Below are 22625 nucleotides of genomic sequence, written 5' to 3'. Positions count from 1 at the left end.
CCCCGCGTTCAGAATTGTTAACGGCGTTAACCCTCGGTTAAGATTAATGCCGCAAGTTGCTTCACCAAGGCCGTTACCTTTGCGAGGAACCTCAGGATGCGTGTGCTGTTGATCGAAGACGACATGGCAATGTCGCGCGGCATCGAGACGATGCTGGCTTCGGATGGCTTCAACGTCTATGCGACGGATCTGGGCGAGGAAGGCCTCGACCTGGGCAAGCTGTACGACTACGACATCATCCTGCTGGACCTGAACCTGCCCGACATGCACGGCTATGACGTGCTGAAGCGTCTTCGGGTTTCCAAGGTCGACACCCCGGTCCTGATCCTCTCGGGCATGGGCGACGTGGGCGATATCGTGAAGGGTCTCGGCTTCGGCGCCGACGACTACATCACCAAGCCGTTCCGCCGCGAGGAACTGGTCGCCCGCATTCATGCGATCGTACGGCGCTCCAAGGGTCATGCCCAGTCGGTCATCCGCACCGGCAAGCTGACGGTCAACCTGGACACCAAGTCCGTCGAGGTCGAAGCCCAGCGCATCCACCTGACCGGCAAGGAATACGCGATGCTGGAGCTGCTATCGCTCCGCAAGGGCACCACGCTGACCAAGGAAATGTTCCTCAACCATCTCTATGGCGGTCTCGACGAGCCGGAGCTGAAGATCATCGACGTCTTCATTTGCAAGCTGCGCAAGAAGCTTGCCTCGGCCACCGGCGGCGACCATTACATCGAGACGGTGTGGGGCCGCGGCTATGTGCTGCGCGATCCGGAGGCGGCCGAAGCCGCCGCCTGAGTTCGCTCCGCTTTCATCCTGTGAATTCGGAACGCTCCGGTCCCCGGTCCGGAGCGTTTCTCATTTCGGGCGGCGCCAGGCCTTCAGATCCTTCGCCAGCAGACGCCGCGCATCCGGCGGCAGGGTCTGTAGCCAGCGCCGGAAACCGTTGCGGATATCGGCTTCGTCGATTTCCTCGTGATGGGCGTGGACCAGGACATCCCTGTAGTCCTCGATATCCTCGATGCCCCACTCGTTGTCCTTCGGATCGAAGGCGTCGAGCTTCGCCCTGATGGCGGGCCGCGCCAGGACGGCGGCGGCCAGCAGTTCGTCCTCCAGTTCGTAACCGGCCCATTCACGCCACCAGATCGTGCTCTGCGGGCGATCCAGCAGATAGGCGTAGGTCAGCGCCGCCTCGACGGGTTCAGCCCGCGCCCGCGCCACGGCTTCCAGTTTCTGGTTGCTGCGCGTCTCGTCGACCTCGATGACAGCGAACTTGAACTGGGTCAGCCCGTCGTCCCGCCACACGGTCAGCGCATCCTTCGGGACGATGAGGTCGTCGCCGCGGCCGCGCCCGCGCGCGCCGGGCGACCCGTGCCGGGCGCCGGTGGATGTGCGCCGGGGACCGGACGGGCCCTGCCGCCGCTCGCCGCCGCTCTGGTTCTTCTTCGGACCGTTCGCCAAGGGATGTCTCCCGCAAATGAAAGGGGCGGCCCCCATATAGGAGAACCGCCCCTCCGGCGAAAGGTGAATGCCGTGTTTCAGGCTGCGGCGGCGCTGTTCTTGCGGCGCACCTCGGCGTCATAGTCGGCGATGAGCTGCTCGCAGATCGTCCCCGGCTGGAAGCTGTAGGGCCCGATCTCGCGCACCGGCGTCACCTCTGCGGCGGTGCCGGTCAGGAAGCATTCCTCGAAATCGGCCATCTCCTCGGGCATGATCGGGCGCTCCACCACCTTGATGCCGCGCCGGCCCGCGAGTTCGATGGCCGTACGGCGGGTGATGCCATCCAGGAAGCAGTCCGGCGTCGGCGTGTGCAGCACGCCGTCCTTGGAGAAAAAGATGTTGGCGCCGGTCGCCTCGGCCACCCGGCCGCGCCAGTCCAGCATCAGCGCGTCCTGATAGCCTTCCGATTCCGCCCGGTGTTTCGAAAGGGTGCAGATCATGTAGAGGCCGGCGGCCTTGGAATCCGTCGGCGCCGTCGCCGGGTCGGGCCGCCGCCACTTCGAAATCTGCAGCCGGATGCCGCGCAGGCGCTCCTCCGGCGCAAAGTAGCTCGGCCACTCCCAGACGGCGATGGCCAGGTTGATGCGATTCGACTGGGCAGAGACGCCCATCATCTCGCTGCCGCGCCAGGCCACGGGCCGGACATAGCCGTCGACGATGCTGTTGGCCTCCACCGTCTGACGGCACGCTGCGTCGATCTCCTCCACGGAATACGGGATCTCGAAGTCCAGCAGTTCGGCGGAGCGGACCAGGCGCTGACTGTGCTCGGTCAGCTTGAAGATCTCGCCGCCATAAACCCGTTCACCCTCGAATACGCAACTGGCATAGTGCAGGCCATGCGTCAGCACGTGCACATTGGCGTCCTGCCACGGAACGAGTTCTCCGTTGTACCAGATCAGACCGTCCAGGTCGGCGAAGTTGCTCATTTTCGGCCTCGTTTGTACGAATGTGTCTCCAAGGGCATGCGTTTCGTAACATTGTGAGGAATATATGTCAACATGGTTGACTTAAATAAGTTGAGCTCGGCCAGCCTGGCGCCGGAGGAACCCGCGGTGCGTCAGGCGATCGAACTCCTGTTCTTCGCCTACCGCGATTTCACGTCCGGCCCCGACGAGGTCCTCGCCGATTTCGGTTATGGGCGCGCGCACCATCGCGTGATCCATTTCGTGGGCCGGAATCCGGGGATCACGGTGCAACAGCTGCTGCGGATCCTGCGGATAACCAAGCAGTCGCTCTCGCGTGTGCTGGGCGCGCTGATCCACGACGGCTACATCGAACAGGTCAAGGGCCGGCGCGACAAGCGGCTGCGCCACCTGCACCTGACCGATCGCGGACGGGAGCTGGAGGCGGCCTGCTCGGCGCCGCAACGCCGCCTGGTCGCCGAGGCTTTCGCCGAAGCGGGCATCGACGCCGTGCACGGCTATACCGCTGTGCTCAAGGCGCTGATCGATCCGGGCGACCGGGCCGAGGTGCTGGCGATGATCGAAAAGGACTGAACGGATTGGAGGACGCGGCCCACATCCTGATCGTCGATGACGACAGCCGGCTGCGCGATCTGCTGAAACGCTATCTCGGCGCCAACGGCTACCGCGTTTCCGAGGCGCCGGACACGGCCGACGCCGAAGGCCGGCTTCGGGGCATCGTCTTCGACCTGCTGATCCTCGACGTCATGCTGCCGGGCGAGGACGGGCGCAGTTTCGCACAGCGGCTGAGGAAGCTGGGCCATGACGTGCCGATCCTGATGCTGACCGCGCTTGGGGAGGCGGCCGACCGCATCTCCGGGCTCGAGGCCGGCGTCGACGACTACATGCCAAAGCCATTCGAGCCGAAGGAACTGCTGCTCAGGGTCCAGGCCATCCTGCGCCGCGAGCGGCGTCTCAGAACGGAGCGCGTCATCCGCTTCGGCGTCTACAGCTTCGACAGGAGTTCGAAGCGTCTCTCGCGGGAGGGCGAGCCGGTGCGGCTGACCTCCGGCGAGGCGGCGCTGCTGTTCCTGCTCTCCGCCCGGCCCGGCGAGACGCTCAGCCGGGAGGCCCTGGCGGGTAATATCGGCAATGACGGCGATGCATCGGGACGCGCCATAGACGTGCAGATCACCCGGCTCAGACGAAAGCTGGAGCGCGATCCGCGCAATCCCGTGCATTTGCAGACCGTTCGCGGCGAAGGCTACGTCCTGCACGCGGAGCCGGCGGACCAGGCCTGATGCGGATTCCCTTCCCGTTCGATCTGGGCCTCCGGCGCGCGCTGCCCAAGCGGCTGTTCCCCAGGGCGCTGCTGATCATCATCATGCCCATGATCGTGCTGCAGGCGATCGTCGCCTGGCTGTTCTACGAACGGCACTGGAAGTCCGTCTCCGCCCACATGGCCTACGGCGTGGCCGGCGAGATCGTCATGATCATCGAGCAGATCCGACGCGATCCGGACCCGGAGTCGCGCGAATACATCTTCAACGTCGCCGCGCGCAGCCTCGGCCTGCGGGTGCAGTACTTCCCCGGCGACACGCTGGACAACCCGGTCACGCCGACGACCTACGACGAATCCGACTTCTCGCTGAAGGACCGGATGCTGGCGCGCTTTCTGGTGCAGCGGTTGCAGCGGCCGTTCCTGATCGACACGGAAACGGAACCGCGCAATTTCATCGTCTCTGTCGAGATGGCCGACGGCGTGCTGCGCATGACCACACGCGATACCCGGCTCTACACGCTGACCCTGGAAGTGGTCATCGTCGGCATGCTCCTGACCTCCGTGGTGGCGCTGATCATCGCCATCCTGTTCCTGCGCAACCAGGTGCGCCCGATCCGCTGGCTTGCCTCGGCGGCGGAGAAGTTCGGCAAGGGACAGGAGGCGCCGGACTTCCGGCCCAGCGGCGCGGCGGAGGTGCGCCAGGCGGCGCGCAACCTGCTGGAGATGAAGAACCGCCTGACCCGCCAGATCGAGCAGCGCAGCGAGATGCTGGCAGGGGTCAGCCACGACCTGCGCGCGCCGCTCACGCGGATGAAGCTGCAGCTCGCCATGCTGGGGGAATCGCCGGAGATCGAGGCGCTGCGCAGCGATGTCGCCGACATGCAGCGCATGGTCGACGACTATCTCGCCTTTGCCCGCGGCCAGGACCAGGAACCGGCGGAGCCGCTTGACCTGCGCGACCTGATCGCCGCGGTCGGGGCCGACATGCTGCGCCAGGGCGTCGGCATCGAGACGCGCGTGACGGGCGACATGCAGATGATGGGGCGGCCGAATGCGCTGAAACGGTGTCTGGTCAACCTGCTCGACAACAGCCGGCGCTTCGCCACCTCCATCGTGCTCCAGGCGGAGCGGCGGGCGAACCAGATTCTCATCCGCATCGACGACAACGGGCCGGGCATTCCCGCCAACCAGCGCGTCGAGGTCTTCCGGCCCTTCCGCCGCCTCGACAATGCCCGCGGTCCGGACCAGAGCGGCGCCGGGCTGGGCCTGACCATCGCCCGGGACGTGGTGCGCCGCCATGGCGGCGACATCCGCCTGCTCGATGCGCCGGGCGGCGGCCTGCGCGTGGAGATGCGGATACCGGTCTGAGGCCTGTTCGGTGGCCCGGGTCTCGCGCAGGTGGCGCGCCGCGGATCAGGAGAGGCGGGTCAGCGTCTCTTCGGCCTCGCCGACGAGTTCGGCGACCACGTCGGCGACGGACTTGCGCTCGCGGCTGTAGGCGATGGACTGGCCGGCCGGGTGGTGCATCAGAGGCTCGACGCCGTGCTCGTCGATGGCGCCCAGCAGATCGCCGACCAGGATGTCCTGATAGGGCATCTTCAGCGGAGCCGGGGCGCCAGGCGCGGCCCATTCCTCCGACCAGGCGGAGCGGATCTGGCGCAGCGTCTTGCCGGAATCGGCGCGGCTGATGACGGTGTCGTCGCTGCCCGCGGCGAGCAGCTTTTCGACCAGGACGTCCTGCAGCGCATGTTCGTGGGTGGTCAGCCAGGCCGTACCGAGCCAGACCCCTTGCGCGCCGAGCGCGTAGGATGCGGCGATATGGCGGCCCGTGGCTACTCCGCCGGCGGCGAGCACGGGGATGTCGCCGCAGGCGTCGACAACCTGCGGAATCAGGGAGAAGGTGCCGATCTGTCCGGTATGCGCGCCGGCGTCATAGCCCTGCGCGACGATGATCTCCGCGCCGTTGCGGATTGCGGCCTCGGCATGGCGGGCGCTGCCGACCAGCGCGAGGGTGGTCTTGCCGTCGGCCTTGGCATGGGCCACGGCGTCGGCCGGCGCGCCGATGCCGCAGGCGAACAGGTCGACATCGGACGCCAGCACGGCGGCGATCTGCGCCTCGGCGACTTCGTCGGAGCGGAGGAAACGCGAGCGCATGCCGGGCCTTGTCGCCGCCGGCACGCCGTATTTCTCGTAGATTCCCTTCACGAAGGCCTTGTGATCTTCGGGCAGTTCCGCCTCGATCGCGGCCTTGTCGGCGGTCTTCGGCATGCCCCGCGGCAGCACCAGATCGATGCCGAAGGGCCGGCTGCCGATGCGGCGGCGGATCTCGGCCAGGCCACGCTCGATCTCCTCCGGCGTCTCCCGCGTCGCCCCCCAGACGCCCATGCCGCCGGCCTCCGCCAGCGCGCAGACGACGTCGATGGAGTGGGCGAAGCCGAAGATCGGATATTTCAGGCCGAAGCGATCACCGATCGGTGTCTGCAGGGTAGAGGTCATTTCACGCGTCCTTCAACTCGATCACGGCGTCGAGCGCCATGGCGCCCCGGCCTTCGGGCAGAACGACGAAAGGATTGACGTCCACCGAGGCCATCTGGTCGCGGTGGGCGGCAGCGAAGCGCGACATCGCCGCCAGCGCTTCGGCCAGCGCACCGACGTCCGCGGGCGGGGCGCCGCGCACGCCATCCAGCATGGCGCGGCCCCTGATCTCGTCGATCATGCGCCGCGCTTCCACCGCGTCGAAGGGGGCGACGCGGAAGGTCACGTCCTTCAGCACCTCCACGAACACGCCGCCCAGGCCGAACATCACCGCCGGTCCGAAAATCGGATCGACATGGACGCCCATGATCGTTTCGACGCCGCCGGAGATCATCGGCGCGAGCAGCACGCCTTCCAGCTTCGCCTCGGGCGCCTTCGCGGCGACGGTCGTCATCATCTCTCCGTAGGCCGCGCGCACATCTTCGGCCGAGCCGAGGCCCAGCCGCACGCCGCCGACATCCGTCTTGTGCACGATGTCGGGTGAGACGATCTTCATCACCACCGGAAAGCCCAGCGCCGCCGCGGCTTCGACGGCCGCCTCGGCGCTGCCGGCGAGCCGGGTCGGCATGACCGGCACCCCGGCGGCCGCCAGCGTCTCCAGGGCCCTCGCCTCGGTGTAGGGGCCCGCGGCCAGCGGCGTCGTTTCCCGGACTTCCGGGTTCCAGGCGAAGTCCGTGGCGAATGCGCGGGTGAAATGGGCCCCGGCGGCGACATAGCGTGTCGCGTGGGTGGCTTCCCGGAAGGCCGGCACGCCGGCGCCCTCGAACAGATGCTGGGCTTCATCGGACATCAGGCTCGAGACGGCGAAGGTCTTGTCCGGGTAGTCGGCCTTCAGCGAGCGCCACATCTGCAGGCTGGGCTCGACGTTTTCCGGGACCGACAGCGTCGCGCCCTGGAAACCCACGACCGAATCGTAATCGCCTTCGTCCAGCACCAACCGCATCGCCTTTTCGAACAGGTCAGGCTGGTTGATGATCTGGCCGGTCACGTCCAGCGGGTTGTTGACGCCTGCATACGGCACGATTTCCTTGAACCTGGCCTGGGTGGGAGCCGGCAGCTCGGCGACGTCGAGACCGCGCGCCGCGGCGTCGTCGGCCATCAGAACGCCGACGCCGCCGGAGACGGTGACAAGCGCCGTGCGGTCGCCGGGCGGACGGCCGCCGACGGCGATGGACGCGCCGAGGTCGAAGAATTCCTCGATCGAGCTGACCCGGTGAACGCCGAACTGGTGGAACACGGCGTCGTAGATCGCGTCCGCACCGGCCAGCGCCGATGTGTGCGACTGGGCGGCGCGCGCGCCGGCGTCGGTGCGGCCGAGCTTGACCGCCACGACCGGCTTCTGCGCCTTCCTCGCGCGGGCAAGGGCGTCGAGAAAGGCCGGTCCGTCGCGAACGCCCTCGATATAGAGCAGAATGACCTCGGTGCCAGGGTCGTCGACCAGATAGTCGAGGCAGTCGGCGACGCCGACGTCCCCCTCATTGCCCGTCGTCAGCACGTGGCGGAAGCCGACGCCGCGGTCCATCGCCATGATGGCCGACAGCCCCCCGAACGCGCCGGACTGGCTGACCAGGCCGATGCGGCCTTCCGGCATGGGCCGCGCGAAGGCGGGATGGAAGCTGGCCGGCATGTTCAGCGCGAAGTTGGCGAAGCCCATGCAGTTCGGCCCGATGATGCGCATATCCGCTTCACGGCCGATCGCGGCCAGCCGGGCCTGCGCCTCGACGCCTTCACCGCCGACCTCGGCGAAGCCGCCGGCGAAGACGATGACGCCGGCGACGCCCCTGGCGGCGCATTGTTTCAGCACGTCCTCGACCAGCGCGCCGGGCACGGCGCAGATGGCCAGATCGACGGCGCCGGGCACTTCGGCGATCGACGGATAGGCCTTCAGGCCCTGCACTTCGTCGCGGTTGGGGTTGATCGGGTGAAGCTCGCCCCGGTAGCCCATGGACTTCAGCATGGCGACCGGCCGGCCGCCGATCCGCGTGGCGTCGCCCGAGGCGCCGATCACGGCGATCGAACGCGCCTCGAACATGCGCTTCAGGTTCTGTTTTCTCGACATGGATGCGTACTCGTCAATGAAAGGCACAAAAAGGGGGCGCGGACGGACCGCACCCCCAAAGATGGTCGTGACTATTTCGCCTCGGGCGGGATCTGGTCTTCCGGCACGTCGAAGCCGGCTTCCTTGTAATAGCGGTATGCGCCGATGTGCAGCGGGATGTTGCTCTCGTGGAAGAGGGTGTCCTTGTTGATGCCCTTCATCCACGCAGCCGTGGCGTGCAGCTCGGCGATGTTCTCCCAGAGCGCCCTGGTGATGTTGTAGACCGTCTCCTCGTCCATCCACTTGTGGGTGCCGAGGCCGACCCATGAGCCGATTGTCCTGACGTCTTCCTTGTTCGCCTGGTTGTCGTAGGTGCCGGCTGGAATGTCCTGAATGGTCCGGCCTGGCAGGCCCAGGGCTGCCTTCATGGACGGTTTGTCCCAAGCGTGTTCCGGAATGCCGAGGATGCGGATGGGCGAAACCAGGGCAAACTGCTGCACCGACGGGCTCGGCAGTGTGGTGGGCGCGATATAGACGTCCATCTGCCGGTCGAGGAACGCGGTCTCGGCAGACTGCCAGTCATAACGCATGACCTCGTAGTCCTCCCCCGGAACCAGGTCGGTCGCCGCCTCCATGATCTGGGTCGCGACCTTGGTCGCCGCGCCGGCAGGCGGACCGAGGAAGACTTTCTTGCCCTTGAAGTCGTTGAGCGACTTGATGCCGGAATCCTCGTAGACGACAATGTGATACGGACCCAGGTTGTAGTTCAGGATGTTGCGCAGGTTGCTGTTCAGCTCCGGCGCGTTCTCGACCTTGGCGAACATCGCCGTCTTGGTCTGCATGAACTGGTTGATGGTCGGCGCCGTCAGGAACAGGTCGACCTTCTGCTGCGACGCGTCCACCGCCGACTTGGTGGCCGGTTTGCCCACCGACACCTGAATTTCGATCGGCAGGTGCTTCTGCACGATCTGGGTGAAGGCGATGCTGAACTGTCCCGGCGTCGATCCTGCCGGGAAGCTGTCCATCGTGATGAACTTCTTGTCCTGGGCCTGGGCGCCGCTCAGCGCCAGGGCCGTTGTCATGGCCGCCGCAGCGGCCAGGAATGTCCGTCGTTTCATTTATTGGGTTCCTCCCTGTTGAAGACGGTTGGTCGTGCGGGGGTCAGTCGTCGCCGCCCCCCTGCTGGGCGGCCAGCCGCCGGCGCACCGCAAAGGTCTCGGTGGCGATGAGAACGGCCCCGAGCGCAACGCCGGCGAACTGGAGTTGGGTGTAGTCGACGATCAGCAGGAAGCCGGCGGCCAGGCGGGCTGCGCGCGCCCAGAGGGGCAGCCGGTCGATCTCGCAGCCGATCAGCGCCGTCGACAGCAGCCAGATGGCGAACAACAGCCGCGCCATGACCCAGACGAAGGCCACCGGATCGAACTCCACCACCACCAGCAGGATCGACGGTTCGTAGATGAAGACGAACGGAATGATGAAGCCCACCAGCGAGAGTTTCAGTGCATCGATCCCGGTTCGGATCGGTTCGGCGTCGGCGATTGGCGCGGCGGCCACGGCGGCGAGCGCCACCGGCGGCGTTACTGCGGACAGGACGCCGAAGTAGAACACGAACAGGTGGATCGAGAGGTCCGGCACGCCCAGCTTCTTCATCGCCAGGCCGAGCACCAGGACGATGATCAGATAGGCCGGCAGCGTCGGCATGCCCATGCCGAGGATCAGGCACGACCCGGCCGCCAGCAGCAGCGCAATGAACAGCGACTGGTCGCCCAGCAGCGCCACCTGGGTGGCGAACTTGAGCCCCAGGCCGGTCAGGTTGAAGACACCGATCAGGACGCCGATGGTGCCGACCGCCATCATGATCCGCGCGCCCGCGACGCCCCCCTTGGCGAGGGCGGTCAGCAGCCGCGCCGGATCGCGCCGAAGCGCGGCGTTGAGCGCGAAGCCGGCGACGATGGTCGCGACCACGGCCCAGAAACCGGCCATCGAAGGCGAGCGGCCGGCCGCGAGGGTGCCGATGATCGCGCCGATGGGTATGAAGAACATCAGCGACTTCAGCCAGTCGTCGGCGGTGATCTTCAGCCGTTCGGCCCTGGGCGTCGGCTTCAGGCCGAGGCGGCGGGCCTCAAGACCGACCGAGACGAACAGGTTGCCGTAGTAAAGCAGCGCCGGGATCAGTGCCGCGATGCAGATGGTCTGGTAGGGGACGCCGGCCAGGCTGACCATCAGGAAGGCGGCGGCGCCCATCACCGGCGGCATGATCTGGCCGCCTGTCGAGGCGGCGGCCTCCACCGCACCGGCGAAGGATCCCTTGAAGCCGCGGCGCTTGATCAGCGGTATGGTGACCACGCCGGTGCCGACGACGTTCGCCACCACCGAACCCGACGACATGCCGAAGATGGAGGAGGCGATGATCGCGGAGTGCGCGGGCCCGCCGCGCGTCCCCGCCGTCGCGGCCAGCGCCATGCGGATCATGACGTTGCCCGCGCCGGTGCCTTCCAGCAGGGCGCCGAAGACGATGAAGATGAAGATCAGCAGCACGACGATGCCCACGGGATCGCCGAAGATACCCTGCACACCGAACCAGATGATCTCCATGGTCAGTTCCAGGCTGAAGCCCGAATGGCGGAAGATCCAGGGCAGGTCCTGGCCGAACAGGCAGTAGAGCAGGGTGATCAGCCCGACGCCGGCCAGCACGATGCCGAAGGCGCGGCGGGTCAGTTCCAGCAGGGTCAGCACCGCCAGCAGCGCCGTCGCCTGATCGAAGTCCGAGAAGGAAACGACGAGATTCTCGATGTCGTCGATCTTGTCGAGGAAGTTCCAGCACGCGAAGCCCAGATTGGCGAGCAGCACGAGGTCCACGGCCCAGAGCAGGACCACCAACGGCGCCGCCGTGACCTTCAGGTTGGCCGCCAGCGGCGAGGTGAAGACGACGATGGCGGCGCAGATGAACAGTGCGCCGGCCCGGATCAGTTCCGGACTTACATACTGCCCGACAAAGGCGACGTAGATCGCGTGAACGGCGATCAGCGCCGCCAGCGCCAGGCCGACGATCCGGAAGGCGCGGGAGATCGGGTCTGCCGGCGGGGGGATCGCCCCGTCGTCCGGCAGCGGCTGATCGGGCTCCAGGTCGGAACGTGTGCTCATTTGTGCCTCAGAAAGGACGGTCGCCGTTGACAGTGACGCGGTGCATCTCGCGGGTGGCGTCGCCATAGTCGGCGACGGCGTAGTGCTGGGTACAACGGTTGTCCCAGAAGGCGACCGAGCCCTTCCGCCAGCGGAAGCGGCAGGTGAACTCCGGCTTCTGCAGGTGATCGAGCAGGTAGCCCAGGATTGCCCGGCTCTCCTTGCTCGATACGCCGACGATCTTCTGGGTGAAGATCGAATTGACGTAGAGCGCCTTGCGGCCGGTTACCGGATGGGTGCGGACGATGGGGTGCTCCACGCCGCCCTCCGACATGCGGCCGGCCCTGATTTCGGCCTGCTCTTCCTTCGAAAGGTTGTCATAGGCCTTCTCGAAGCTGGCCCGGCCGGCGGTGTTCAGGGCCTTCATGCCCTCCAGGTAGCGCTTCATCGGCGCCGACAGCGTCTCGTAGGCGTCGTACATGTTGGCCCACATCGTGTCGCCGCCGGTCTCCGGGACCTCCCGCGCCAGCAGGATCGAGCCCAGCGGCGGTTCTTCCTGGAAGGTCACGTCCGAATGCCAGGCGTTGGCCGCCGACCGATTGGCCTTCGACGACTTCAGGATCAGCACCTCGGGATGCTCCGGGTGGCTCGGCGCATAGGGATGCACGTGCAGGCCGCCGAAATGCCGCGCGAAGGCGACGTGTTCGCCCGGCGTGATGTCCTGATCGCGGAAAAAGATGACCTGATGCGCCATCAACGCGTCATGCACCTCCTTGAAGGCCTGGTTGCCGAGCGGCTTCGACATGTCGATGCCCTCGATCTCGGCGCCGAGCGCGCCGGCGATCGGCTTCACGTCGATAAGGTCGTAGGTCATGACGTCTCCTCCCCAATTACGCAGCGGCCGTTCGTCTGGCGGCTTCCTTCTTCTGCAGCGATTCGAGCGTTTCCTCGCTGACCGGCGCGGACACCGCGCCGACCCACATGTCGACCAGGTTGTTGATGGCCTGATCCAGATCGAGCTCCCGTCCCGCCGTCTGATGGCGCTGGCGGGTCGCGTGAATGTCGGCGATGGCGTAGCTGCCGGCATGCATGATCAGCGGCAGGCGCTGGCGCAGGATCGCGGCCGGCATCTCACCCAGGTTCTTCTCGATCATGCGAAAGGCGCGGCCGACGCCATGGTTCAGGCGGCCCTCGACCATCTTTGCGATATCGAAATCGGGCGTCAGGAACATCTCGGTCAGGAACCGGACGTAGTTGGCGCCCTCCTCTTCCCGCGCCATGACTTCCGCCAGCGGCCAGACGATCGCCTCGGCGATGGCGCGCAGATCGTCCGTGCGGTTCTCCGCCTCGATGCGGTCGAGCATCTCCATCCGGCGCTTCTCGATGGCGCGCATGCGCTTGTCGAAGATCGCGTCGATCAACCCTTCGCGGGAGCCGAAATGGTAATGCAGGGCCGATGCGTTTCGCTGGCCGGCCGCGCGCACGATCTCGCGCAGGGAAACCCCGTTTACTCCCCGTTGGCCGAACAGCTTCTCCGCCGTCAGCAGCAATCGTTCGCGGGTGTCCAACCGTCCGCTCCCCGTCATCTCGTTCGGATGTCCGCGATCTCGCGCCGCTTGCCGGCAAGATTAATGCGCCTGAATTATGCACGCAAGCGGGATTTTCATTTCATCATCGGCGCATATGGGGCTCTAATCCGATTGCATTAATACGACCGCCAGCCTGAGGGGAGGAACGATGGATTTCGAAACCGATTCCATGACGCGGGAAATCGCCGACCGGGTGGAGATCATCTTCCGCGACGAGATCCTGCCGCGACGGGCCGACTATGACCGCGCCGTCGATGTCGACGGGGACCTGGAGCCCGGATTCCTGAAGGCCCTCAAGCGCCGCGCCTTCGCGGAGGGGCTCTGGAACATGGCGCTGCCGCGCCTGGCGGATGACGAACCGGGCACGCGGCTCACCAACCTGCAGTTCGCGCCCATCGCCGAGATCCTGGGGCGCGTCGGCTGGGCGTCGGAGGTCTTCAACTGTCACGCACCCGACGTGCCCAACATGGAGATCCTGCAGATGTTCGCCACGCCCGAGCAGAAGGCGCGCTACCTGGCGCCGCTCCTGCTTGGCGAGACGCGCTCCTCCTTTGCCATGACCGAACCCGATGTGGCGTCCTCGGACGCCAATAACATCGCCACCCGGATCGAGCGCCGCGGCGACCGCTATGTCGTCAACGGCCGCAAGTGGTTCGCCACCGGCGCGGCCAATCCGAAGTGCAGTCTCCTGATCGTCGTCGGCGTCACCGATCCGGGCGCGCCGCGCGGCCGCACGCACTCCATGGTGCTGGTGCCGAAGGATGCGCCGGGGGTCACGGTTGTCCGCAAGATCCCGGTGATGAACCATGTGGAGCATGTCGCGCCGCACACGGAACTGCTGCTGGAAGATGTCGAGGTGCCCGTCGAGAACCGCCTGGGCGAGGAGGGGGCGGGCTTCCTGATCGGCCAGGCGCGGCTGGGCCCGGCCCGCGTGCACCATTGCATGCGCGCGATCGGCCGCTGCGAGGTGCTGATCCGCCTGATGGTGGAGCGCGCGGCGAGCCGCCGGACCTTCGGCACGGACCTGCGGGACTACAGTTCCGTGCAGGACGCCATCGCCGATTCACGTCTTGCCCTGGAGCAGGCCCGCCTGCTGGTGCAGCGCACCGCCTGGCGGCTGGACCGGGAGGGCAACAAGCTGGCGCGCAAGGATATCTCGCTCATCAAGATCGCCGTCGCCCGCGCCTATCACGACATCTGCCAGCGCGGCATCCAGATCTTCGGGGCCATGGGCCTGACCGACGAAACGCCCTTCGCCGAGTCACTCTCCCAGGCGCGGGCCTTCCGCATCTATGACGGTCCCGACGAAGTGCACCTGCGCACCGTCTTCCGCCTTGAAGAGAAGGAGGGGGATGGGCTCAACTGTTCGAAGGACTATCTGGGGAGGGCCTGAGATGAAGGCGCAGCAGATCATCGAGTGGGGCGAACCCCTGCAGGAGCGGGACTACGAGACACCCGAGCCGCAGGGCGGCGAGATCCTTATCCGGATCACCGCCTGCGGCGTCTGCCACAGCGACCTTCACCTCCACGAGGGCGGCTTCAACATGGGGCAGGGCAATTTCGCCCGCCTCGCCGACATGGGCGTCGAACTGCCCATGACCATGGGCCACGAGATCGGCGGCGTGGTCGAGGCGGTCGGTCCCGACGTCGATGGCGTGGAAGTCGGCAAATCGTACGTCGTCTATCCCTGGATCGGCTGCGGCGACTGCGAGCACTGCCGGAAGGGCCGCGATATCGACTGCCTGACGACGCGGCCGCTGGGGACGCGCCGCGACGGCGGCTACGCCAGCCATGTTATCTGTCCCGACAAGCGCTACCTTTTCGATCATGGCGACGCGCCGATCGACCTCGCCTGCACTTACGCCTGCTCGGGGCTGACCGCCTACAGCGCGCTGAAGAAGCTCGACTACCTGACCGAGAACGATCATCTCGTCATCATCGGGGCGGGCGGTGTCGGTCTTTCGGGCGTGATGCTGGCGGAGCACGTGACGAAGGCGAAGGTCATCGTCGCCGACACCGATCCGGAGAAGCGCTCGGTCGCACGCCAGGCCGGCGCCTTCGATACCTTCGACAACGGCCAGCCGGACGCGGCGGAAAAGCTGAAAGCAAAATGCGGCGGCGGCCTGCGCGGCGTCATCGATTTCGTCGGCCGGCCGGAGACAGCCGGCTTCGGCCTCGATTGCCTGGGCAAGACCGGCAAGCTCGTTCTCGTCGGGCTCTATGGCGAGGCCCTGCCGCTGGCCCTGCCGCGCATGCCGATCTTCCAGCTCACCGTCCAGGGCTCCTATGTCGGCGATCTGCAGGACATGACGGAACTGATGGAACTGGTCCGCGCAGGCAAGGTGCCGCCGATCCCGGTGAAGCCGAGGCCGCTGGCCGAGGCCAACCAGGCGCTGCAGGATCTGATCGAGGGCCGGGTCAGCGGGCGGCAGGTCCTGAAGCCATGACAGGGCGCGCCTTCGACGGGCGGGTGCTGGAGGCCACGATCGATCCCGAGCAACGCACGCTGATCCCGAACGTTTCCGGCAACGCAATAAACGGCCTGGGCGAGACGGAGGTCCGCCGGCCGACGCCGATCTACTGGCACGACCCGCGGTCCCTGCCGCATGGTGCTATGCAGATGTGGATGCTGCGCAAGACCAGCGCCGATGTGCCCGAGACCGCGGACATGGAGACCGCCTTTGGTGGCCGCGGGTCCAGGAAGCGAACGTCTGTGGCGGAACGCAGGACGGAGGCCACGCCGGATGCCTTCGCCGAGGCCGCGAAGAGATTCGCGTTGGCCCACGAGGCCGATGCGGCGGGCATTGCCCGGATGAAGCCGGAATGGGTCTTCGAGGGCTTCGAGGTCGACCTGCCACGAATCGTGGTGCTGGCCGTCGCCATGGACCACGCGGCGCTGGCGCACGCCCCCGATCCGCCTTCCATCGTCGAGGTCAGCCGCCAGTACAACCGCGGAACCCGCGCCGCCCGATCGCTGGCGGACTGGATCCGGGAGCAGGGCTACCGCGCCGAGCCTCATGGCGGACCAATGGCCGGACCGGTGACGATGATCCCGCCGGCGATCGAGGCCGGACTCGGCGAACTGGGCAAGCACGGCTCCATCATCAACCGTGAGTTCGGCGCATCGTTCCGGCTCGCCGGCGTGCTGACCGACATGCCGCTATCAGTGGACAACCCCGACAGCTTCGGCGTCGACGCGTTCTGCATGAACTGCCGCGTCTGCGAGCAGGCCTGTCCGCCCGACGCCATCGCGCCGGCCAAGCAGACGGTGCGCGGAACCGAGAAGTGGTACGTCGATTTCGACCGCTGTGTGCCGTATTTCAACCAGACCTATGGCTGCGGCATCTGCATCGCCGTCTGCCCCTGGAGCCGGCCGGAGGTCGGCCCGAAGCTGCTGCAGAAGATGCTGCGGCGGCTGGAGCGGGCGTAGATTATATGCGCCCTCATGGTGTCACCCCCGCCTCGCGCGGGGGTCCGGAGCGGCTTCGCGGCGTGTCGACCGCCTGACCGGATGCCCGCACGTAGGCGGGCATGACACAGAAGTGGCGGTGGCGGTTCAACACTCCGAGGATTGCCTTGGCCAGAGGCGCTTGACCCACGCGCCAATTGACCCCTGATCATGTCTGGCGCAGGCGTGATCCAGGGCCCCGGCGAACTCCAGGACGCCGAAGAGATCGTTCAAGCCGCGTCCGGCTGTTTTCCCGGCGCGGCGTCGGCGAAGGCGGGGATCTGCTGGCACGCCGCGTCGATGCGGAGCACCGTGGGATAGGCCGAGAGATCGAGGTCGAAGCGCCGGGCGAAGAAGACCTGCGGCGCCAGGCAGATATCGGCCAGGGTGGGTTGGTCTCCGTGGCAGAAGCGGCCGGTCGCCGGTTCGGCAGATAGCCGGGCCTCCAGCCCCTCCAGGCCCACATGGCACCAGTGGGCGAGCCATTTCATGCGGCCCTCCTTGCCCGCGCCCAGATCGTTCTCGACGAAGTTGAGGACTCTGAGATTGTTCAGCGGGTGAATGTCGGCGGCGATGGCCAGCGCCAGCCCCTGGACCCGCGCCCGGCCTGCCGGGTCTGCGGGCAGCACCGGCGGCTCGGGATGGAGGCCGTCGAGATAGTCGATGATCGCCAGCGACTGGTAGATGCGCTGCCCGTCGTGCTCCAGCACGGGCACGAGGCCCGAGGGGCTGAGCGACCGGAACTCCGGATTGGCCTGCTCGCCGCGGAACAGGTTCACGTAGGACCGTTCCGCCTGAACCCCTTTCAGGTTCATGGCGATACGGACCCGGTAGGCCGCCGAGGAGCGGAAATAGTCGTAGAGATGAAGGTTCATCCGACCATGCGCCTCTCGGGCGGCCAGACGACGGGGAATGTCTCGCTGTCCATCGGATCGCCGGGCTTCAGCGAAACTTCCTCGAACGGCGGCGACATGCGTCCCTCGCGCCGCGCGAAGCGGGCGTCGTCGCCGGTCCAGCGATAGGCCACGGCGCGGCGGCGGTGCTGGCCGCGGTTGCCGGGCGCGGCGTGCAGCGTGCGGGCGTGAAAGACGACGCAGTCGCCGGGCTCCAGATCCCAGTTCAGAATGCGGTAGGCCGCGCGGTTGCCGTCGATATCCGGCACCGAGGGACCGTGATGGTCCTCGAAGTCGCGCTGATCGATGAAATACCGGGGATTGTAATGGGTGCCGTCCAGGTGTGAGCCGGCGACGAACTCCATGCCGACGTCGGCCGGCACCGGGTCGAGCGCGACCCAGGTCGAGAGCACCTGATCGCCGTCGACGACCCAGTAGGGCTGGTCATGGTGCCACGGCGTCGGGTTCTCGGTGCCCGGATCCTTCACCAGTACATGCTCGTGGAACAGGTTGACCTTCGACGAGCCCATCAGAGCCGCCACCGCTTCGGCGATGCCGCTTTCGACCGCGAAGTCGAGATAGCCGGAGAAGCGGTTCCAGTTGCAGTAGTCGCCGAAGTAGAAGCCGCTCTCGCCCGGTTGCGTGTAGATCTTCCCGAACGGGCCGGGGTCGGCGATGTTCGCCTCCAGCGCGCCGCGCAGGCGCTCGAGCCAGCCGGCGTCGGCCACCCCGCGCAGCGCCGCGGCGCCATCGCGGCGGAAATCCTCGATCAGCCTGTCGTCCGGAATCATGGCTTTCGTCCCCCAGGAAAAGCGTGCGAGACAGTCTGCCAGCGAAATCGCGGGCCGCAAGACATCTGGCGCCGCTTCAGGGCTGCGGATTGGCGGGCGGACGCGCTCTCGCCAGCCGCGACTCCCGGCGGGTCGTGTAGACCGTCGCCGTGAAGATTACCGCCGCACCGGCCCACATCCACGGATCGGGCACTTCGGAGAACGCCCACCAGGCGCCGATGACGGCCAGCGGCAGGCGCATGAAGTCGAAGACCTGGCTGAGACTGGCGTCGCCGGCGGAGATGGCGCGCTGGATGCCGTACATGTTCATGTTGGCGGCGACGCCGAGGGCGGCGAGAAGCCACCACTCGCGGCCCGACGGCATGTCCCAGACGAAGGACGCCGGCACCGCCGAAACCGGGATGTTCCAGATCGCCAGCATCAGGATCACCAGTTCCGGGCTTTCGCTGGCCGCCAGCTGCTTGCCCATGATGACGACGAAGGCGAAGACCACCGAGGCGCCGATCGCCATGGCCGCGCCGAGACCGACGGCCTCCACGCCGGGCCGGAGCATGATCAGGACGCCGCAGAAACCGACCGCCAGCGCCATCGCCCGCCGCCAGCCGACGTGCTCCTTGAGCAGCAGCGCCGCCAGAAGGGTGGTGAACAGCGGCGCGGTGAAGGTGATCGCCGTCGCCTCCCCGATCGGCATCAGCACCGCCGAGTAGAACAGCATGATCGATGACGTGACCATGATCAGGGAGCGGAGCGCGAAGAGCGGCATCCGCTTCGTTCTGAGGCCCGCGGTCCCGACGCGGAAGACCCAGGGCAGGAAGATCGCCACGGCGAAGATGTTGCGCCAGAAGTTGAGGACGAAGACGTGCAGGTCCTGGGACAGCTCGCGCACGATCACCAGGATCGCGGCGAAGCCGACCGCGCCGAAGAACATCCAGAAGGCGACGATGACGGGCGTCGGCATGATCTCGGTCCGTCAGCCCCAGAGGTCGCGGCCGGCGGACCGCACGGTGGAGCCGTCGAAGACGAGACCGGGCACACGGTCCCGCTTCAGCATCAGCGGCCCGTCGACATCCACGAAATCCGCGCCCTGCGCCACCAGCAGGGCCGGCGCCATCGCCAGACTGGTCGCCACCATGCAGCCGACCATCACCTGGAACCCGGCCTCCCGCGCGGCTGTGCGCAGGCGCAGGGCCTCCGTCAGACCGCCGGTCTTGTCGAGCTTGATGTTGACGATGTCGTATCGGCCCTTCAGCCCGGCGAGGCTGGCGCTGTCGTGACAGCTCTCGTCGGCGCAGATCGGCACGGCGCGGGAGACCCGTTCCAATGCCTCGTCGCGCCCGGCGGTCAGCGGCTGTTCGATCATGCGGACCTCGAGTTCGGCGAAGGCGGCGAACAGCTCGTCCAGCTGTTCGGGCTTCCAGCCCTCGTTGGCGTCGACGATCAGCGTCGCCTCGGGCGCGGCCTCCCGCACGGTCCGGGCGCGCTCGATGTCGCCCGCCGTCTCGCCCAGCTTCAGTTTCAGCAGCGGCCGGTGCGCTTCGGCCCGCGCCACCTCGGCCATCTTCGCCGGGTCGTCCAGGGTGATGGTGTAGGCGGTGGTCACCGGTCCCGGCGCGGGCAGGCCCGCAAGTTCGTGCACGGGCCGGCCTGCCTGTTTCGATTCCAGATCCCAGAGCGCGCAGTCGACGGCGTTGCGCGCCGCCCCGGCGGGCAGCAGCGACAGCAGGTCCTCGCGGCCGGCGCCGTCCTCGATCGCGGCCTTTGCGCCGGCGATCTGCTCCTCGACCTTCTCGAAGGTCTCGCCATAGCGGCGATAGGGCACGCATTCGCCGCGCCCGGCCGCGCCGCCGGCCTCGACGGTGGCGACCAGCACCTCGGCCTTCGTCTTGGTTCCCCGCGATATCCGGAAGGCCCCGCGAATGGGCCATTCCTCCCGCGCGACGGCGAGCCGCCTCAAGACAATGCGTCCACCAGGCGCGCCACACCGGTGCGCACGGGGTCGACCGCGGGCAGTCCGGCCTCGTCCTCGATTCGCTTCAGGCAATCGGCCGACGCGGCGTCGTCGAGCGCGCTGGTGTTCACGGCGATGCCGATGCAGCGGCAGTCGGGATTGGTCAGCGTCGCCGCCTCGACATGCCAGTCGATGCACTTCGCCAGAGGCGGGATGGGATGCTGGACATTGCGCATCCGCGTCCGCGTCGGTTCGTGGCACATGACCAGGGCGTCGGGCTGGCTGCCGTGGATCAGCCCGATGGTGACGCCGGCGAAGGAGGGATGGAACAATGAGCCCTGGCCCTCCATGACGTCCCAGTGGTCGGGGTCGTTCGCCGGGCAGAGCGTCTCGGTCGCGCCCGAGATGAAGTCGGAAACCACGGCGTCGACCGAGACGCCGGAACCGGCGATCAGGATGCCCGTCTGGCCGGTGGCGCGGAAGTCCGCCTTCCAGCCGCGCTGCCGCATCTCCTCGGTGATCGCCAGCGAGGTGTACATCTTGCCGACCGAACAGTCGGTGCCGACGGTGAGCAGCCTTTTGCCGGGCCGCTTCTCGCCCTTGCCGGTCGGGAAGGCGCCGCGCGGATGACGTACGTCGAAGAGCTGGCGGCCCCTCTCGGCGGCGCGGCCGGCGATGACCGGATTGTCGGTGAGCCGCATGTGCAGGCCCGAGGCCACGTCCATGCCGGCGTCGAGCGCCTCCAGGACCGCACTCTCCCAGTGCTGGGGCAGCACCCCGCCGGGGTTCACCGCGCCGATCACCAGCGTGCGCGCGCCGGAGGCCGCGCCGTCGGCGACGGTCATGTCCGGCAGGCCCAGATTGGCCTGGCAGCCATCGAAGCGCACCTGGCCGATGCAGTCGGCGCGCCGCCAGTGCACCACGCCGGTCGCCGTCTTGGCGGCAAGCTGGTCGTGCACGTCGCCCAGGAACATCAGATAGGGCGCGGCGATCTCGATGGCGTCGGTCATTTTCCTGCTTCCGCCTCCCGGGCCATTTCCGCCTTCAGGCGGTCCATCTCGTCGGCGGCGAGCTGCCAGAAGCTGTCGTCACTCCAGCGCCGGTAGTAGCCGTTCGAATAGGCGATGGCGTTCTCGTAATAGAGAAATGCGTTCATGCTGTTGGGGATGCGGCTGTTGCGCTCCGCCTTCACCGCGGCAGGCACGCCGACGACGATGGAGTTCGGCGGGATCTCCTGATTCTCGCGCACGAAGGCGTTCTGGCCGACGATCGAGTTCTCGCCGATCACCGCGCCGTCCATGATCACCGCGTTGATGCCGATCAGGCAGGCGTCGCCGATGGTGCAGCCGTGGATCGTGCAGTGATGGGTGATGGAGCAGTCCTGGCCGATGATCGAACCGCTGGCCGAGCCGACATGGACCATGGTGAAGTCCTGGATGTTGGTGCGCCGGCCGACGACGATCTCGTGCTGCTCGGCGCGCATGACGACATTGGGCCAGACGGAGGCGCCATCGCCGATCGTGACCTTGCCGAAAATGCGCACGGTCTCGTCGATATAGGCTGGGTTGTCGAGCGTGACGTCGGGCCCGTAGATCGGCATGAATCTCCCCCGGTTTCATGTTCGTTGCGGGCGGCAGCGTGGCATGCGGCGCGCCGGCTTGCCAAGCGGAACCGCCCGGCGCGGCGCTTGGCTATTCCTCGCCCGCCGGGGATTCGGCGCGCGCTTCGAATCCGTCCGCGGCCCGGAAGGCGGCGTCGAGCTCCTCGATCGTCAGTTCCTTCCGGATTTCCTCCGCCAGCGCCGCCGCATCCTCGACGCCGGCGCGCATCGCCAGCACGGCGAAAGTCATGGCGCGAACCGGATCCTTTTCCAGGCCCTCGCCGTTGGCGAGACGGCGGGCATAGTGGTCCTGCGCGCCGGCATGACCGCGCAGCGCGGCCTGTCCGAACCATTTCGCGGCCTGCGCGGCGTCCTGTTCGACGCCGCTGCCATCACGATAGGCCTTGCCCAGGCTGTACTGAGCCTTGGCGAGGCCGCCTTCGGCCGCCGCCCGGATATGCTCGACGGCCGCGGCAGGATCCTCTGCCACGCCGACGCCGTACTGATAGATCTTGCCGAGTGTGTAGCGCGCGGGCAGATGGCCGGCCTCGGCGGTCTTCCGCAGGTCGGCCAGCGCCTGTTCGATGTCGCCGCCGCCGGTGTCTGCGGTGGACTGTTCGATTTCCAGCAGCGCCAGGTTGTAGCCCGCCGTCAGCAGCCCCTGCTCGGCCGCCAGGGACCACCATTCGCGCGCCTTTTCGCGGTCGCGGTCGACGCCCAGGCCCTCGTCATAGATCAGGCCGACGTTGAACTGCGCGCGCGCGTCCCCCTCCTCGGCCATGGGCTGCCAAATCTCGAGCGCCTTCGCATAGTCGCCGGCCACGAAGGCTTCCCGGCCCGGCTCCTCGGCCTGGACGGCGAATGCGGCGATCAGTGCGAAAGCGGCCGGAACGGCGGTCCGGAGACGGTTGAGAACGTTCTGCGGTGTGACGAGGAAGCGCTGCTTTCCCCGGTTCATTCGGCCCTCCATCGAAGGAGGGCA

Annotated in this window: 22 protein-coding genes; 7 read left to right on the top strand and 15 right to left on the bottom strand. The window is 67.2% G+C overall.

All coding sequences use genetic code 11. The features are described from left to right. The first annotated feature begins 96 nt into the window (after positions 1-96). Positions 97-792 (top strand): response regulator transcription factor CtrA, encoded by a 696-nt coding sequence (gene ctrA, locus CWC60_RS01520; protein WP_109792290.1) that lies wholly within the window; start codon positions 97-99, stop codon positions 790-792. A 60-nt stretch (positions 793-852) separates the two neighbouring features. On the opposite strand, the gene CWC60_RS01515 is transcribed toward ctrA, so the two are convergent. Together CWC60_RS01515 and CWC60_RS01510 are read right to left on the bottom strand one after the other, a co-directional pair. Then, positions 853-1455 carry a hypothetical protein gene (locus tag CWC60_RS01515; protein WP_109792289.1) on the bottom strand — a complete coding sequence of 201 codons (603 nt, stop codon included), beginning with the start codon at positions 1453-1455 and terminating at the stop codon, positions 853-855. Between the two features lie 77 nt (positions 1456-1532). Next, on the bottom strand, positions 1533-2420 hold the full coding sequence (locus tag CWC60_RS01510) for a branched-chain amino acid aminotransferase (RefSeq protein ID WP_109792288.1): 888 nt from the start codon (positions 2418-2420) through the stop codon (positions 1533-1535). A gap of 72 nt (positions 2421-2492) precedes the next feature. Here CWC60_RS01510 and CWC60_RS01505 point away from each other — a divergent pair, with 72 nt between their 5' ends. Genes CWC60_RS01505 through CWC60_RS01495 form a run of 3 tightly spaced genes read left to right on the top strand, consistent with a single transcriptional unit; the run spans position 2493 to position 5046 of the window. Then, the gene (locus CWC60_RS01505; protein WP_109792287.1) at positions 2493-2990 is read left to right on the top strand and encodes a MarR family winged helix-turn-helix transcriptional regulator; all 498 of its coding nucleotides are present in this window, start codon (positions 2493-2495) and stop codon (positions 2988-2990) included. A 5-nt stretch (positions 2991-2995) separates the two neighbouring features. Further along, positions 2996-3697, top strand: coding sequence for a response regulator (locus CWC60_RS01500; RefSeq protein ID WP_206419711.1), 702 nt, complete (start codon positions 2996-2998; stop codon positions 3695-3697). Beyond that, positions 3697-5046, top strand: coding sequence for a sensor histidine kinase (locus CWC60_RS01495; protein WP_109792285.1), 1350 nt, complete (start codon positions 3697-3699; stop codon positions 5044-5046). Before CWC60_RS01500 ends, CWC60_RS01495 begins: the two co-directional genes overlap by 1 nt. Positions 5047-5091: 45 nt before the next feature. Here CWC60_RS01495 and CWC60_RS01490 read toward each other — a convergent pair whose 3' ends face one another. From CWC60_RS01490 to CWC60_RS01465, 6 genes are all read right to left on the bottom strand, one after another. Further along, positions 5092-6174: an NAD(P)H-dependent flavin oxidoreductase gene (locus CWC60_RS01490; RefSeq protein WP_109792284.1), complete on the bottom strand. Its 1083-nt coding sequence runs from the start codon at positions 6172-6174 to the stop codon at positions 5092-5094. A 1-nt stretch (position 6175) separates the two neighbouring features. After that, positions 6176-8272: an acetate--CoA ligase family protein gene (locus CWC60_RS01485; RefSeq protein WP_109792283.1), complete on the bottom strand. Its 2097-nt coding sequence runs from the start codon at positions 8270-8272 to the stop codon at positions 6176-6178. Between the two features lie 71 nt (positions 8273-8343). Then, positions 8344-9369, bottom strand: a complete 1026-nt coding sequence (locus tag CWC60_RS01480) for a TAXI family TRAP transporter solute-binding subunit (protein WP_109792282.1) — start codon at positions 9367-9369, stop codon at positions 8344-8346. Positions 9370-9412: 43 nt separating this feature from the next. Next, positions 9413-11395 (bottom strand): TRAP transporter permease, encoded by a 1983-nt coding sequence (locus tag CWC60_RS01475; protein ID WP_164516310.1) that lies wholly within the window; start codon positions 11393-11395, stop codon positions 9413-9415. A 7-nt stretch (positions 11396-11402) separates the two neighbouring features. Continuing rightward, the gene (gene tauD, locus CWC60_RS01470; RefSeq protein WP_109792280.1) at positions 11403-12248 is read right to left on the bottom strand and encodes a taurine dioxygenase; all 846 of its coding nucleotides are present in this window, start codon (positions 12246-12248) and stop codon (positions 11403-11405) included. 16 nt (positions 12249-12264) lie between these two features. Beyond that, a complete protein-coding gene (locus CWC60_RS01465) occupies positions 12265-12942 on the bottom strand; it encodes a TetR/AcrR family transcriptional regulator (RefSeq protein WP_164516309.1) in 678 nt (225 codons plus the stop codon). Between the two features lie 169 nt (positions 12943-13111). Between CWC60_RS01465 and CWC60_RS01460 the strand changes: the two genes are divergently transcribed. Genes CWC60_RS01460 through CWC60_RS01450 form a run of 3 tightly spaced genes read left to right on the top strand, consistent with a single transcriptional unit; the run spans position 13112 to position 16393 of the window. Next, positions 13112-14356 (top strand): acyl-CoA dehydrogenase family protein, encoded by a 1245-nt coding sequence (locus tag CWC60_RS01460; protein WP_206419710.1) that lies wholly within the window; start codon positions 13112-13114, stop codon positions 14354-14356. Position 14357: 1 nt separating this feature from the next. Next, positions 14358-15410: an alcohol dehydrogenase gene (locus tag CWC60_RS01455; protein WP_109792278.1), complete on the top strand. Its 1053-nt coding sequence runs from the start codon at positions 14358-14360 to the stop codon at positions 15408-15410. Next, a complete protein-coding gene (locus CWC60_RS01450) occupies positions 15407-16393 on the top strand; it encodes a 4Fe-4S dicluster domain-containing protein (RefSeq protein WP_109792277.1) in 987 nt (328 codons plus the stop codon). Before CWC60_RS01455 ends, CWC60_RS01450 begins: the two co-directional genes overlap by 4 nt. 248 nt (positions 16394-16641) lie before the next feature. Here CWC60_RS01450 and maiA read toward each other — a convergent pair whose 3' ends face one another. The 7 genes from maiA to CWC60_RS01415 form a co-directional block, all read right to left on the bottom strand. After that, entirely contained in the window at positions 16642-17286 is a 645-nt protein-coding gene (maiA, locus tag CWC60_RS01445; protein ID WP_109792276.1) for a maleylacetoacetate isomerase, read from the bottom strand. Beyond that, entirely contained in the window at positions 17283-18095 is an 813-nt protein-coding gene (locus CWC60_RS01440) for a phytanoyl-CoA dioxygenase family protein (protein ID WP_109792275.1), read from the bottom strand. The genes maiA and CWC60_RS01440 overlap by 4 nt, the downstream gene beginning before the upstream one ends. A 76-nt stretch (positions 18096-18171) precedes the next feature. Continuing rightward, entirely contained in the window at positions 18172-19053 is an 882-nt protein-coding gene (locus CWC60_RS01435) for a DMT family transporter (RefSeq protein WP_109792274.1), read from the bottom strand. Between the two features lie 12 nt (positions 19054-19065). Further along, on the bottom strand, positions 19066-20049 hold the full coding sequence (dgcA, locus tag CWC60_RS01430) for an N-acetyl-D-Glu racemase DgcA (RefSeq protein ID WP_109792273.1): 984 nt from the start codon (positions 20047-20049) through the stop codon (positions 19066-19068). Continuing rightward, the gene (dgcN, locus tag CWC60_RS01425) at positions 20046-21041 is read right to left on the bottom strand and encodes an N-acetyltransferase DgcN (protein ID WP_109792398.1); all 996 of its coding nucleotides are present in this window, start codon (positions 21039-21041) and stop codon (positions 20046-20048) included. Before dgcN ends, dgcA begins: the two co-directional genes overlap by 4 nt. Positions 21042-21049: 8 nt before the next feature. Then, a complete protein-coding gene (locus tag CWC60_RS01420) occupies positions 21050-21643 on the bottom strand; it encodes a gamma carbonic anhydrase family protein (RefSeq protein ID WP_109792272.1) in 594 nt (197 codons plus the stop codon). A gap of 91 nt (positions 21644-21734) precedes the next feature. Continuing rightward, a complete protein-coding gene (locus CWC60_RS01415) occupies positions 21735-22601 on the bottom strand; it encodes a tetratricopeptide repeat protein (RefSeq protein WP_109792271.1) in 867 nt (288 codons plus the stop codon). Positions 22602-22625 lie beyond the last annotated feature (24 nt).

Source organism: Minwuia thermotolerans, assembly GCF_002924445.1.
Classification (GTDB): domain Bacteria; phylum Pseudomonadota; class Alphaproteobacteria; order Minwuiales; family Minwuiaceae; genus Minwuia; species Minwuia thermotolerans.
This window is presented reverse-complemented; position numbering and strand designations above follow the sequence as displayed.